The organism is uncultured Methylobacterium sp., assembly GCF_964242245.1.
In the GTDB taxonomy this organism is placed as follows: Bacteria; Pseudomonadota; Alphaproteobacteria; order Rhizobiales; family Beijerinckiaceae; genus Methylobacterium.
The window spans coordinates 21,992-35,569 of record NZ_CAXTBY010000028.1; the positions used below are offsets into that span (position 1 = coordinate 21,992).

The 13,578-nt window shown below is 70.1% G+C and carries 12 protein-coding genes and 1 pseudogene; all 13 read left to right on the forward strand.

The features are described 5' to 3' along the window. The first annotated feature begins 371 nt into the window (after positions 1-371). The gene (locus tag ACFE8Y_RS08955) at positions 372-926 is read left to right on the forward strand and encodes a LysR substrate-binding domain-containing protein (RefSeq protein WP_375464054.1); all 555 of its coding nucleotides are present in this window, start codon (positions 372-374) and stop codon (positions 924-926) included. 94 nt (positions 927-1,020) lie between these two features. Next, the gene (locus ACFE8Y_RS08960) at positions 1,021-2,004 is read left to right on the forward strand and encodes an isopenicillin N synthase family dioxygenase (RefSeq protein WP_375464038.1); all 984 of its coding nucleotides are present in this window, start codon (positions 1,021-1,023) and stop codon (positions 2,002-2,004) included. A gap of 2 nt (positions 2,005-2,006) precedes the next feature. Next, positions 2,007-2,810 carry an alpha/beta fold hydrolase gene (locus ACFE8Y_RS08965; RefSeq protein WP_375464039.1) on the forward strand — a complete coding sequence of 268 codons (804 nt, stop codon included), beginning with the start codon at positions 2,007-2,009 and terminating at the stop codon, positions 2,808-2,810. Positions 2,811-2,823: 13 nt separating this feature from the next. Next, positions 2,824-3,825: an ABC transporter substrate-binding protein gene (locus ACFE8Y_RS08970; protein WP_375464040.1), complete on the forward strand. Its 1,002-nt coding sequence runs from the start codon at positions 2,824-2,826 to the stop codon at positions 3,823-3,825. Next, on the forward strand, positions 3,822-4,607 hold the full coding sequence (locus ACFE8Y_RS08975) for an ABC transporter ATP-binding protein (protein ID WP_375464041.1): 786 nt from the start codon (positions 3,822-3,824) through the stop codon (positions 4,605-4,607). Before ACFE8Y_RS08970 ends, ACFE8Y_RS08975 begins: the two co-directional genes overlap by 4 nt. Positions 4,608-4,671: 64 nt before the next feature. Beyond that, entirely contained in the window at positions 4,672-5,433 is a 762-nt protein-coding gene (locus ACFE8Y_RS08980; RefSeq protein WP_375464042.1) for an ABC transporter permease, read from the forward strand. Between the two features lie 9 nt (positions 5,434-5,442). Further along, positions 5,443-5,943: a nucleoside deaminase gene (locus ACFE8Y_RS08985; RefSeq protein WP_375464043.1), complete on the forward strand. Its 501-nt coding sequence runs from the start codon at positions 5,443-5,445 to the stop codon at positions 5,941-5,943. 230 nt (positions 5,944-6,173) lie between these two features. Continuing rightward, a pseudogene (locus tag ACFE8Y_RS08990) lies at positions 6,174-6,715 on the forward strand (transposase); the annotation flags it as partial. Positions 6,716-6,952: 237 nt separating this feature from the next. Next, complete coding sequence (gene hemP / locus ACFE8Y_RS08995) at positions 6,953-8,092, forward strand: hemin uptake protein HemP (RefSeq protein ID WP_375464044.1); 1,140 nt, start codon at positions 6,953-6,955, stop codon at positions 8,090-8,092. Positions 8,093-8,116: 24 nt separating this feature from the next. Next, entirely contained in the window at positions 8,117-9,163 is a 1,047-nt protein-coding gene (locus tag ACFE8Y_RS09000) for a FecCD family ABC transporter permease (protein ID WP_375464045.1), read from the forward strand. Continuing rightward, positions 9,156-9,980 (forward strand): heme ABC transporter ATP-binding protein, encoded by an 825-nt coding sequence (locus ACFE8Y_RS09005; protein WP_375464046.1) that lies wholly within the window; start codon positions 9,156-9,158, stop codon positions 9,978-9,980. Before ACFE8Y_RS09000 ends, ACFE8Y_RS09005 begins: the two co-directional genes overlap by 8 nt. A gap of 181 nt (positions 9,981-10,161) precedes the next feature. Then, positions 10,162-12,306 (forward strand): TonB-dependent hemoglobin/transferrin/lactoferrin family receptor, encoded by a 2,145-nt coding sequence (locus tag ACFE8Y_RS09010; RefSeq protein ID WP_375464047.1) that lies wholly within the window; start codon positions 10,162-10,164, stop codon positions 12,304-12,306. Positions 12,307-12,956: 650 nt separating this feature from the next. Continuing rightward, positions 12,957-13,578, forward strand: a 622-nt coding sequence (locus ACFE8Y_RS09015) for a collagen-like protein (protein ID WP_375464055.1), incomplete at its 3' end; no start/stop codon positions are given.

Consider the following 13,578-nt stretch of genomic DNA (forward strand, 5'->3'; position numbering starts at 1 on the left):
TCCTGATTTTTTATTGTCATATTCGTTTTTTATCAGAAATTACTATTTCTGACAGAATTATAATTAATTTTCAATGTCAATCGAACGAAGGCAGTCTTAGACTATAATATGAGTTGTCGAAATTTACCTTCGCAATTTCAAAATACCTGACTTGAGTGCGTTTTTCGGGTCCGTTTATGCTTCCAAGCTCTGTCCGCATCCAACTGCCTTCCGGAGAGAATACGAAGCCCCCCTGCGGGTGTCAACTTGGCTTGACAGCCGTATGGCCCCTTGGCGGCGTGCCGCCCGGCTCACCAAGCGAGCGGCCTCCAGATCGCGTCGCGGAGGGCGAGATCATGACGCACGGTCCGGCCCTCTTCGTCAGCAGGCGGATGAGGGTGTGCCGCTGTTCGAACGGTTTGCAAGCGGCATCAAGCTCACCTCGGCCGGTGAGGCCCTCGCCCGCCACGTCCTCGTGGTGCATCGGACGGAAACTGCGCCGGATCGCGCATGCACGGTTCAAGCTCGGCGCCATCATGGCTCCCGACCACCCGCTCGCCGGGTGCGAGCGGGTCAGCCTCGCAGCCTGCTTCGACCATCCGGTGATCCTACCCGAAGGCGACCTCTCGACCGTCCAGATCCTCGCCCCGGCCTTGGCGCGCCTGTCGCGGAATGTGCGCCCGATCGTTCGCTCCTCCTCGACCGAGTTGATGCGCGCGCTCGCCGAGCGCGGCGTCGGCCTCGCCTTCCAGACCCGGATCGGCCTGGAGCAATCGATTGCCGGTGGCCGGCTCGTCCACGTCCCGGTCGAGGCCGGCGGTCCGATTTGGAGCGAGCTCGGCGTGTACGTCCGATCGGGTCGCGCCCTGCCGGCGATACGCGATCTCGTCCTGCGCATCCTCGTCGAGGAGATCGCACGCCGCGAACCGGAAGATCCCGGAGGATGATGCCGCCTCGGCATCACCTCAGGCGACAATCTCTGCTTTTTGGATCATCGCCCTGTCGCTATCGTCGGTCCTGTTCGATCGGGAGAGCGAGCCGATGTCCGCAAGCCTTCATGCGATCCGTGTGTCCGGGGCGTCGTTGCCGGTGATCGCCGTCGCCGGTCTGTCGGCATCCGATCCCGCCCGCCGCCGAGCGGTCGGTGCCGCTCTGCGCGATGCCTGCCTCGCCAGCGGGTTCTTCTACTGCGCCGATCACGGCATCCCGGGCGGACTCATCGATGCGGTCTTCGCGGAGACCGAGCGCTTTTTCTCCCAGTCTCCCGATGTGAAGGCGTCCGTCGACAAGGCGCACTCCTTCTGCAACCGCGGCTACGAGCCGATGCGGGGCCAGACGCTGGAGGCCGGTGCCCCGCCCGACCTCAAGGAGGGCTTCTACATCGGCCTCGAACTGCCGCCGGACGATCCGCGCGTGGTGGCGCGTCGCTTCAACCGCGGCCCGAACCAATGGCCGGCGGACCTGCCCGGCTTCCGCCCGGCGATGCAGGCCTACTTCGCGGCCATGCTCGATCTCGGCGAGCGGCTGATGCGCGGCATCGCGCTCTCGCTCGACCTGCCGGAGGATCACTTTGCCGGCTTCTGCCGCGATCCGCTGGCGATCCTGCGCCTGCTGCACTACCCGCCGCAGCCGAACGATGCCGCGCCCAACGAAAAGGGCGCGGGCGCCCACACCGACTTCGGCGGCCTGACGCTGCTCCTCCAGGATCGGGTCGGCGGATTGCAGGTCCAGGCGGCCGATGGCGGCTGGCTCCATGCCGATCCGGTGCCGGGCGCCTTCGTGGTCAATCTCGGGGACATGATCGCCCGCTGGACCAACGGCCGCTACCGCTCGACGGTCCACCGTGTCGTGAACGCCTCGGGCCGCGAGCGCTACGCGGTGCCGTTCTTCTATTCCGGCAACCCGGACCACGTGGTCTCCTGCCTTCCGGGTTGCCTCGCCCCGGGCGAGACGGCGCAGTATCCGGCCACGACGGTGGAGGGGCACCTCCAGGAGATGTATCGCCGCACCTACGCGGCAGCCTGAGCATGCGGCCCGATCCCGTGGTGCTGGTCCACGGCGCCTGGGCCGGTGCCTGGGTCTGGGAGCGCCTGACCCCACGGCTCGATGCGGCCGGGCTCGAAACGCTCGCCCTCGACCTGCCCGGCAGCGGCGAGGACCGGACCCCGGCGGCCGAGGTCTCCCTTGAACGTTATGTCGCCCGCATCGCCGACGCGCTGGCGCGGCTCGGGCGCCCGGCGAGCCTCGTCGCCCATTCCGGGGGCGGCGTCGTCGCCTCGGCGGCGGCCGAGGCCATGCCGGATCGGGTCGCCCGGATCGCCTACGTCGCCGGGATGATGCTGCCGGATGGGATGACCTTCGCGGAGCTGATCGCTCAGGGAAGGGAACAGGACCCGGATGCCGCAGGGATCGGCCCGCATCTCGTCTGGTCCGACGATCGCCTGACGAGCCGCGTGCCGGGGCCGGCGGCGCGGGCGATCTTCTTTCACGATTGCGACGAGGCCGACGCCCGTGCCGCCGCCGCGCGCCTGACGCCGCAGGCGGAGCGGGGACGGGCCGTGCGCGCCGCTCTCACGCCTGCGCGCTTCGGCCGGGTGCCGCGCCTCTATGTCGAGGCCTGTCACGACCGCGCGGTCGTCCCCGCGCTCCAGCGCCGGATGTGCGCCCTGGTGCCGGGCGCCGCGCGCGCCGTGTTGCCGACCGGCCATGCGCCGCAGCTCTCGGCCCCCCGGCGCCTCGCTGCGGCGCTGCTTCCGTTTCTCGCTCCTGGCACGCCGCTTGCGGCCTCGGCCGCCGGCGCGCCGGACCACGATTCTTCCGCCGCCGCTTGAGGACTGTGACCCCATGAGCCCTTTGACCCGATGGGGCGCCGCCTTCGGCATGACGCTCGCGCTGACCGGCGCGGCCGCGGCGGAGCCCCTGACCTTCCTGATCGATTGGCTGCCCGCCGGCGACAAGGGTGCGATCTACCTCGGCGTCGCGAAGGGGCTGTTCAAGGAGCAGGGCCTCGACGTGACCGTGCAATCCGGCCGCGGCTCCAGCGACGTGGTGACGAAGCTCGGAACGGGCGCTGCCGATATGGGAACCGGCGGCCTCGCCGCGCTGCTCCAGGCCAAGGCCCAGAGCGCGGTTCCGGTCACCGCCGTGATGGCGATCTACACCAAGCAGCCGGATGCGATCTTCACCACGACCGACTCGGGCGTGTCGAGCCTGAAGGACCTCGTCGGCAAGACCATCGCGACCGCCACCTTCTCCTCCTCGAACGTCGCATGGCCGCTGGTGCTCAAGGCCAACGGTGTGCCGGCCGACGGCATCAGGGTGCTGAAGGTCGATCCCGGCGCGCTCGCCCCGATGCTCGCTGCCGGGACGGTCGCCGCGACGATCAACTGGCTGACCGTGGCGCCCGCCTTCGAGGGCCCGCTCAAGGAAGCCGGCAAGTCGTTCAAGGCGCTGCCGTGGTCCGAACTCGGCTTCGAAGGCTACGGCCTCTCGGTCTTCGCCTCCGACAAGATGCTGGCCAAGCGCCCCGAGGCGGTACGCAAGTTCCTCGTCGCCTATGCCAAGGCGACCGAGATGGCCAATGCCGATCCGATGGCCGCCGCCAAGGCGCTCAAGGCCGCGGTGCCGGAGGTCGCGGCCGAACGTGCGGCGGAGGAATGGAGGGTATCGATCCCGCTCATCGTCAACGAGACCTCCAGGAAGGACGGCATGGGCGTCTTCGAGCCGGGCCTGCTCAGGACGACCTGGAGGTGGACCGCGGAATCCCAAGGCATTCCGATCGAGTCCTTCGACCCGGCCAAGGCCGTGACCGGCGACTTCCTGCCCGCGACCAAGGCCGAGCGGTGAGCCGAACGCCTCCGGCAGTCCGCTTCCGGGATGTCGGGCAGCGCTTTCAAGGAGCGGACGGACGGCCCGTTGCCGCGCTCGACGGGTTGAGCTTCGAGATCGGGCGGCACGAGTTCCTCGCGGTGCTCGGGCCCTCCGGCTGCGGTAAGTCCACCCTGCTGCGCCTGATTGCCGGGCTCATAAAGCCGACGGCGGGACAGGTCGAGATCTTCGGTCGTCCGGTGACGGAGCCGCGCGACGAGATCGGCATCGTCTTCCAGAAGCCGACGCTGCTGCCCTGGTTCGACGTGCTCGGCAACGTCACCTTCCCGATGCGCCACAAACATGGGCGGGTGACGGACGCCGAGCGCGCGCGGGCTCGCGAGCTTCTCGCCCTCGTCGGCCTCGCCGACTTTGCGGGCCGCCGCCCGGACGAGCTGTCGGGCGGCATGCAGCAGCGCGTGGGCATCGCCCGTGCCCTGCTGCACGATCCCGACATCCTGCTGATGGACGAGCCGTTCTCGGCGCTCGACGCCCTGTCGCGCGACGAGATGAGCTTCGAATTGCTGCGGATCTGGACCGAGCGGCCGAAGACCGTGCTGTTCATCACCCACGCGATCCCGGAGGCGCTCTTGCTCGCCGATCGCGTCGTCGTGATGAGCGGCCGGCCCGGCCGTGTGCGCGAGATCCTGCCCGTGCCGCTGGCCCGTCCACGCTCCATGGCGACCCTGTCCGAACCGGCCTTCCATGACCTCGCACGCCACATCCGCGGACGCCTCTTCAGCAGGCCCGTCGCTGCCTGAGCAGAGCCTGTCCGAACCTGTTCTGGTCGGCACGGCCGTCGTGCCGGCCGCCTCGGCGCGTCGCATGGCGATGCTCGACGCTCTCGCGCCGACGCTCGCCTTCGTCGGACTGATCGCCCTCTGGGAAGGGACTTGCCGGCTCTTCGCGATCCCTTCGTTCCTGCTGCCCGCGCCGAGCGCCATCGCCGCGGCCCTGGTCGCGACGCCGCTGAATTCCTGGGCCGGGCACGTCTTCGCGACGCTGCGGGTCGCCGTCCTCGGATACCTCCTCGCCGTCGTCGTCTCGGTGCCGCTCGCGGTCGGCATCGCGACGTCGCGCTTCTTGCGTCGCACGCTCTATCCGGTTCTCGTCGTGATCCAGTCGACGCCGATCGTCGCCGTCGCGCCGATCATCGTGGTGACGCTCGGCGCCTCCGACCTGCCGCGCATCGTCATCACCTTCCTGATCACGTTCTTCCCCATCCTGGTCTCGACCGTGACCGGTCTTCAGACCACGCCCGAGGAACTGATCGAGCTGTCGCGCTCCCTCCGCGCCGGCCGCGCCCGCGAGATCCTGCATATCCGGCTGCCCTTCGCCGTGCCCCACATGTTTTCGGCGCTGAAGATCTCGACGACGCTCGCCATCGTCGGCGCCGTCGTCGCCGAGTTCGTCGCGGCCGAGCAGGGCCTGGGCTTCTTCATCGCCTTCTCGACATCGAACTTCCGGATCCCGACCGCCTTTGCCGGCCTCGTCATCCTTGTGGCCATCAGCCTCCTGCTGTTCCGCTTCGTCGGCTGGCTGCAGTTGCGCGTCGCGCCGTGGTCGCTTCCCAAATCCGAGCGCTAGGCCCCGCCGATGACCCAGCCGTCGAACCACGAGACCTATCTGCGCATGGCCTTCGACGTCGCCCGCCGGGCCCGCGAGGGCGGCGACCATCCGTTCGGATCGATCCTCGTCGGTCCCGACGGCGTCGTGATGATGGAGCAGGGCAACGGTTACGCGGCGGAAGGCAAGGACATGACCGCCCATGCCGAGCGGCTGCTCGCCACCCGGGCCTCGAAGGCGCATCCCCCGGCATTCCTGGCCGGCTGCACGCTCTACACGTCGGCCGAGCCCTGCGCGATGTGCGCGGGCGCCATCTACTGGGCCGGCATCGGCCGCGTCGTCTACGGTCAGGGCGAGGCCGACCTGAAGGCGATGACCGGCGGCCACGCCGAGAACCCGACCCTCGACCTGCCCTGCCGCGCCGTCTTCGCGGCGGGCCAGCGCGACATCGAGGTGATCGGGCCTCTGCTCGCGGAGGAGGCGGCTGCGCTTCAGACGGAGGTCTGGGAGGGCGGGCCGTCTTCGGCATGAAGGTCGTACGCCCTTGCGATCCCGCCGAGGCGATCGCGCTGCTGCGCCGCCACGGCCCGGGCGCACGTCTCGCGGCGGGCGCCATGGCGCTGCAGCTCGACTGGACGGTGCGGCGGGGGCGGCGATGCTTGTCGATCTCTCCGCACGTCCTAAACTTCGCGGGATCGAAGTGGCGGAGGGGGTCGTGCGCGTCGGAGCCGCGACGCCGCTCGCCGAGATCGAGGCGGAGCCTGTTCAGCTACGTACGGCTGGAGGAGCGGGTGCCGGCCGATCATCCGCTGCGGCCGATCCGGGCCTTGGCGGACGAGGTTCCGGCTGGACTGAACGGGCGCTTCGAGACGCTCCATTTCCAGACGGGACGCCCCTCACTCCCGCCGGAGATGGTGCTGCCGCGCGACGGCAGGCCTTCTCGGTGCGCTCCGAGCGGGTGCTGATGGCGCCGATCGACGACAATCTGCTGTTCCGCTGGTTCGTCAGGTTGGAGATGGATGCCGCGATCTGGCAGCCGACGGTGTTCACGCACAACCGCGACCGGCTTCTGGAGGCAGATGTCGCCCGCGCCTTCCTCTCGGGCCTGTCGGCGTTGCGGCGGGTCAAGCGGCTCCTCAAGCGGCTCCTGTCGAGCGACCACCTCTCCGTCGACGGCACGCTGATCGAGGCCTGGGCAAGTAGGAAGAGCTTCCGCCCCAAGGACGGCTCGGGCGAGGCGTCCGGGCCGGGCCGCAACGGAGAGCGTGACTTCCGCATCGCGACTTCCGCAAGGAGAACCGATCAACCGGACGTGGTATGACTCTGCCCGCGCAACGAGGCGCGCAGGCGTGCCAAATCCGTTCCCTTGCCAGCGCGAACACGCCATGGTTCCGGCCTACGAAGGTTTCCGTGAGCCCGATGCGTGGTGGTGGACGCTCCAGCCGGACCACGTCGCGATCGCGGGGGCATAGCACATTGCTGCAAACGCGACCGCGCCGGTCGTCTTGTTTCATGTATTGCACTCCTGTACTGACTGGAGATGCAGCAACCGTTGCTTAGAATTTATCGATTCCAAACAACAAAGATTTTGAAGTTATTCATGTCAAAATCCGCGGTTACCGCGTCTGGCACGAATGCGGAGACGCGACATCCGGCCGCCAATCAGGCGGGCGAGGCCAGCGCTGCGATCGGATCGGCGGCGTTGATGCAGGACCGCGGCGCGGTGGTGATCGTCCCTGGTGACGAGCGCTGCCGTCTGCGCGTGACCGCCAACGGCGGGCTGATCCTCACGAAAATGAACCCTCCGACACCCTGGTCCCGCCGTCACCTGCTCCTCGCAGCCGCCGCCGCAGGGATGTTGCTGCCGCGCTCGGCCGCTGCGGCAGGCGAGGCCGTCCGCATCGCGTCGCTCGGCGGCGCGGTCACCGAGATCCTGTACCGACTGGGAGCCGGTCCCCGGATCGCGGCGGTCGACACCACCAGCCTGTACCCGGCCGAGGCGATGCGCGAGAAGACGCAGGTCGGCTACCTGCGCGCGCTCTCGGCCGAAGGCCTGCTGTCGATCGGTCCCGATCTCGTCATCGCCGCAGATGGTGCCGGCCCCCCCGACGTGCTGGCCCTCGTGCGCGACGCGGGTGTGCGCGTCGTGATGGTCAAGGAGCCGCCGACCCCGGACGGCGTCCTCGACAAGATCGCCGCGATCGGACGCGTGGTCGGCCTGGAATCCGAAGCGGACGCGCTCTCACGGGCCGTCGCGTCGCACTTTGCCGACCTTGCCGCCTTGCGCGCCCGCATCGCGAAGCCTGCGAAGGCCATCCTCGTCCTCTCGCTGCAGGGCGGCCGCACCCTGGTCGGCGGGGCCAACACGACCGCGGACGGGATGCTGAGCCTCGCCGGCGTCGTGAACGCGGCCTCCAGCCTGGAGGGCTTCAAGCCGATCACCGACGAGGCCATCGTGGCGGCCGCCCCCGATGCGGTGGTGATGATGCAGAACGGCCCCGAACCGGCAAGGCCCGAGGCCGTCTTCGCGCCCGACACGGCCCTCGGCCATACCCCCGCCGCGGCGACGCGTGCGCTCGTGACCATGGACGGCCTCTACCTCCTCGGCTTCGGTCCGCGCACCCCCCAGGCCGCCGCCGATCTGATGCGGGCGATCTATCCGGGCCTCCCGCGTGGCTGATCGGTCCGCGTCCCGGGGCCGCGCTTGAACCGGCGGCGCTCCGGGATCGTGGTCCTGGCGGCTCTCGCGACCCTGCTGCTGGCCGTGGCGCTCCTCTCGGTCGGCCTGGGCACGATCCGCATCCCGCCGGGGCGTGTGCTGGAGGTGCTGATGCGCGGCGGGACCGATCCGGCACGCGCCCGCGACGCCCTGGTGATCCTCGACATCCGCCTGCCGCGCACCCTGCTCGGGCTGATGGTCGGCGCCGGTCTCGCCGTCTCCGGCACCCTGATGCAGGGGCTGTTCCGCAATCCGCTCGCCGACCCGGCGCTGGTCGGGGTCTCGGCCGGCGCGGGGCTGGCCGCCGCCTGCATCATCGTGCTGGGCGACCGGCTCATCGCCCATCTCGGAGTCCCCGGCCCGCTGCCCTACGCGGTGCTGCCGGCCGGCGCCTTCCTCGGCGGCCTGACCGCGACGCTCGCCCTCTACGGCCTCGCCACCCGCTCCGGGCGCACCTCGGTGGCGACGATGCTGCTCGCCGGCATCGCGCTGGGGGCCTTGAGCGGCGCGATGACCGGCCTGCTGGTCACAGCCAGCGACGACCGGCAGCTGCGCGACCTCACCTTCTGGTCGCTCGGCAGCCTCGGCGGCGCGACCTGGGCCAAGGTCGCGGCCTCCGCGCCGCTGATCCTGCCGGTGCTGGCCGCCGTGCCGTTCCTGGGCCGCGGCCTCAACGCCCTGGTGCTCGGCGAGGCCGAGGCCTTCCACCTCGGCGTGCCGGTCGAGCGCCTGAAGCGCACCTGCATCCTGCTGGTGGCCGTCGCGGTCGGCGCCAGCGTGGCGGCGGCCGGTGTGATCGGCTTCGTCGGCCTCGTGGTGCCGCATGCCCTCCGGTTGGTGATCGGCCCGGAGCACCGCCTGCTGCTGCCGGCCTCCGCGCTGCTCGGCGGGGTGCTCCTGGTGCTCGCCGACATCGCCGCCCGCATGGTCGCAGCGCCCGCCGAACTTCCGATCGGGATCGTCACGGCACTGGTCGGCGCGCCGGTCTTCCTGTGGCTTCTGCTCGGTCGGGCGCGGCTGGCCGATGCCTGACGCACCCCTGCTCACGGCTTGCGACCTCACCGTCACCGTGGCCGGGCGCGATCTCGTGCGGGACGTGTCGCTCGACGTGGAGGCCGGCACGCTGCAGGTGATCGTCGGCCCGAACGGCGCCGGCAAGTCGACCCTGCTGCGCCTGCTGTGCGGCGAGATGCGCCCGAGCAGGGGCAGCATCGCCTATGCGGGCGAGGCGGTCGAGGGCATCCCGCCCTGGCGGCTCGCTGCGCTGCGGGCGGTGCTGCCGCAAGGCGCGCGCCTCGCCTTCCCGTTCGCCGCGGCGGAGGTGGCCCGGATCGGCCTCGACGGCATCGGCCGAGGCCTCGGCCCTCGTGACCGGGACGCGATCCTGGCGCGTGCCCTGGATCAGGCCGACGTGGCGCATCTGGCGGCCCGCACCTACCAGACGCTGTCAGGCGGCGAGCAGGCGCGGGTGCAGTTCGCCCGCGTGCTCTGCCAGTTGGCCGCCGGCCGCACCCTCGCGACGCGGCAGGTGCTGTTCCTCGACGAGCCGACCGCGAGCCTGGATCTGCGCCACCAGGGCGCGCTCCTCGACGCCGCGGCCGGGCTGGCGCGGGCGGGCGTCGCCGTGGTGGCGATCCTGCACGACCTCAACCTCGCCAGCGCCTACGCCGACACGCTGCTGGTGCTCGACGAGGGCCGGCTCGTTGCCGCCGGCCGCCCGGCCGCGGTGATGCGGGACGACCTCATCGCACACGTGTTCGGCGTGACCTGGCCGGTCGGACAGGTGCCCGGCGCCGGGCAGCCTTTCATCCTGCCGCGCCGGGATGTTGCCGGACCGCAACAGTCCTGATCCCTCGTAGTTTGGATCTGGAAAGACTTCAAATCACAGCGCAGGAAGATCGGAATAACATCAATCTAACAAATCCGAACACCGATTGCTTTGGCCGGCCAAGTCCACCCACAACATCGGCAGCCGGCCAGCACTGCGCCGGCCAGCCGGCACGGCCGGCTGTGTCCATGCGGATGCTTCCATGCCCCATTCTTCCCTTCGTGCGCTGCTGGCACTCGGCGTCTCGCTGCTCGCCCTGACCGTCGCCGAGGCGCAGGAGGCCGGGCCGCCGCCGGTGCGCCGCCAGCCCGAGGCCGAGGTCAGCCTCGACACGATCTCGGTCACCTCGACCAAGACCGCCGGAGCCGCGGTCGACGCGCTCTCGGGAACGAGCGTCGTCACGCGCGAGCAGATCGACCGGGTCCAGCCGAGCCGGCTCTCGGACGTGCTGCGCGACGTCCCCGGGGTGACCACGCAGGAGAACCAGAACGACCCGGCCCAGGCGATCAACATCCGCGGCCTGCAGGATTTCGGCCGGGTCAACGTGCTGGTCGACGGCGCGCGCCAGGACTTCCAGACCTCGGGCCACAGCGCCAACGGCGTGTTCTACCTCGATCCCGAACTCGTCGGCGGCGTCGACATCACCCGCGGGCCGACAGCGACCATCTACGGCTCGGGCGCCATCGGCGGCGTGGCCGCCTTCCGCACCCGCTCGATCGACGACATCCTGGCCCCCGACGAGACCGCGGGCGCCGTGCAGAAGCAGGGTTTCGGGACCAACGGCCAAAAGTTCGTGAACTCGACCGCTGTCGGCGCGCGCATCGGCACGGCGGCGGACGTGTTCGGCCAGTTCGTCTACCGCAGCAACGATCCCTATCGCGACGGCCTCGGCACGCTCGTGCGCGACACCGGCAACGAACTCACCTCGGGGCTGGCCAAGGTCAACGTGAGGCCCGCCGACGGCCACGAGATCAGCGGCACGGCGCTGGTCCAGCGCTTCGAGTTCGCCAATGCCGGGACCAGCAACGCGGGCGCGCGCTTCGCCAACGCCGTGCAGGCCGACACCTACACGCTGGGCTACCGCTTCGCGCGGCCGGACGTGCCGCTGCTCGATTTCAGCATCAAGGGCTACACGACGACCACGCACAACGACCTGACCTTCCTCTCGGACACGGCGAGCGGCCTCTACGGGCGGCTCGGCACGCGGGCCGGGAATCGCATCACCTACGACATCGAGACCTCGGGGTTCGACGTCCACAACACCGCCCGCTTCGACACCGGGGCGCTTTCCCACGCGCTCACCGTCGGCGGCGACTACGTCGAGAACCGCGTCCGGACGACGGACAACGCCGGCGGCTTCGGCGCGGCCTTCACGCCGTCGGGCCGGCGGACGCTCGCCGGCGCCTTCGTCCAGGACGAGGTGCGCTACGCGAGCTGGCTGCGGGTGATCGGCGCGCTGCGCTACGACACCTACGAACTCTCCGGCGGCGCCTACCGTTCGAGCGGCGACCGGGTCTCGCCCAAGATCACGGTTGGCGTCTCGCCGTTCACGGGCATCGAGGTCTACGGCACCTATGCCGAGGGCTACCGCGCGCCCTCGATCACCGAGACCCTGGTGCAGGGCATCCACCCGTTCCCGGCCTTCAGCATCCTGCCGAACCCGACGCTGCGGCCGGAGGTGGCCCACACCGTCGAGGGCGGCATCAACCTGAAGTACAACGACGTGCTGACGCCGGGCGACGTGTTCCGGGCCAAGCTCAACGTCTTCCAGAACGAGATCGACGACTTCATCAACATCCAGACCGTGGGGCCGACCTACTTCGTCCCGGCGATCGCCGGCATTCCCGCCTCGATCTGCGCGCGCATTCCGGGGCGCTTCCCCTGCGTGATCCCGGTGCAGTCGTTCCAGTACCTCAACATCGCCCAGGCCGAGTTGTCGGGCGTCGAGCTGGAGGGCGCCTACGACTGGGGCGGCGGCTTCGTGTCGCTGGCCGCCACCCATACCGAGGGCCGGGACCGGGCCACCCGCCAGACCCTGCTCACCGTGCCGCCGGACCGGATCAGCACGACGCTGGGTCTCCGCTTCCTCGACGACCGCCTCACGGTCGGCACCCGGCTGAACCTCGTCGAGGCCCGCACCGACCTGCCCGCCGGCGCCACGATCCTCGCCACCAAGGCCTACGGGCTGGTGGACTTCTTCGCGTCCTACCGGTTCAACGACCGGATCAAGGCGGACTTCATCCTCCAGAACGCCTTCGACAAGCGCTACACGCAGTACCTCAACGCGCTCGCCAATCCCGGCCTCGTCGCCAAGGCGGCGATCAGCATCAAGTTCGCGACGCGATAGGAGAAAGAAAGCGCATTTCCGCGGTACGATGCCAGCGGTGTCAACTGCCGCGATTCCTGCGCAATCTCATCCTTCTCGACGTGGAACCGCTCCGGATCTCGGTGGCAGGGGCGCGCCGCCTTCCGACGACGGCGCTCGATCGCGCCGACTTCATCCATCACCTCGGGATCGAATGTCGGGTTCCGTGCCGTTCTGGCTCTGTATCGAGGGATTGATGCCGTCCACAGCTCGGAGGACGCCGCGGGGTCGATCGAAGCCATCATCGGGGGGTCGACCGGCGGGAGCGGCGATGCCGAAGGGCATGCTGTTCGTCCCTCGCATGATTGCAGATCCGGACCGGGTTGACCGTCGACGCGCCGTTCCGGCCTCGGAGCCCGTCGCGCCTCCGCGTTCGGGGCGTCACGCGGTGGCTCCGTTCCCATCGGACTTCGGCATCGCGACCCGAGAGACCGAGACCGCGCGAGGTTCGAACGCCGTGGCGTTCTCACCGAATCGGCGCTCGGCTGCAACGGCTTGGCCTGTAATCGGATGTCGAGGGTGGGGATCGGCCCTGCGGCCGGCGCTCCGGGTCAAGCTTGACCCTGGCGGCGGCCGGGAGCCAATCTCCCGCCGCCGCACGATCCGGCGGCGTGGATTGTCGGGCCTCACCCATGCACCTCGCGCGCATCGCCACGCTGCTTGCCGGTCTCGGCCTCGCCGAGGCCGCGCAGGCTCAGCAGCCTCCGGCTCCCGGCGCGCAGGCGCCCGCCGCGCCTGCGCGGGCGCGGGCGCGCAGGCCGCTGGTGCCGGCCCAGCCGATCACGGTCTACGACGCCCGCATCGAGGCCGGCGACCTGCGCATCTCGGGCTCGGTGCGCAGGGGCGGCGCCGCCGTGGTGCTAGACGAGGACATCTCGGTGATGGCCGACGCACGCGGCCGCTTCGTCTTCCGGCTGCCCTACCGCCCGGGGACCTGCATCGCCGCCCTGAAGAGTGGCGAGGACGAGCGCGAGGCCGTGATCGCGAACTGCGCGCCGGAGGGCCAGCCCGGCGCCAGGGGCGACCCGGGCCTCAGGGGCGAGCCCGGTCCGCAGGGCTTGGCCGGACTGCCGGGTCAGGTTGGGCCTGCCGGTCCGGCGGGCGAGGCAGGTCCCAGGGGTGAGGCGGGTTCCAAGGGTGATATGGGGCCGAAGGGTGAGGCCGGTGCCAAGGGTGAGGCGGGTTCCAAGGGCGAGACAGGTGCCAAGGGCGAGGCGGGCGCCGCTGGTCCTGCGGGCCCTTCCGGCGCCACGG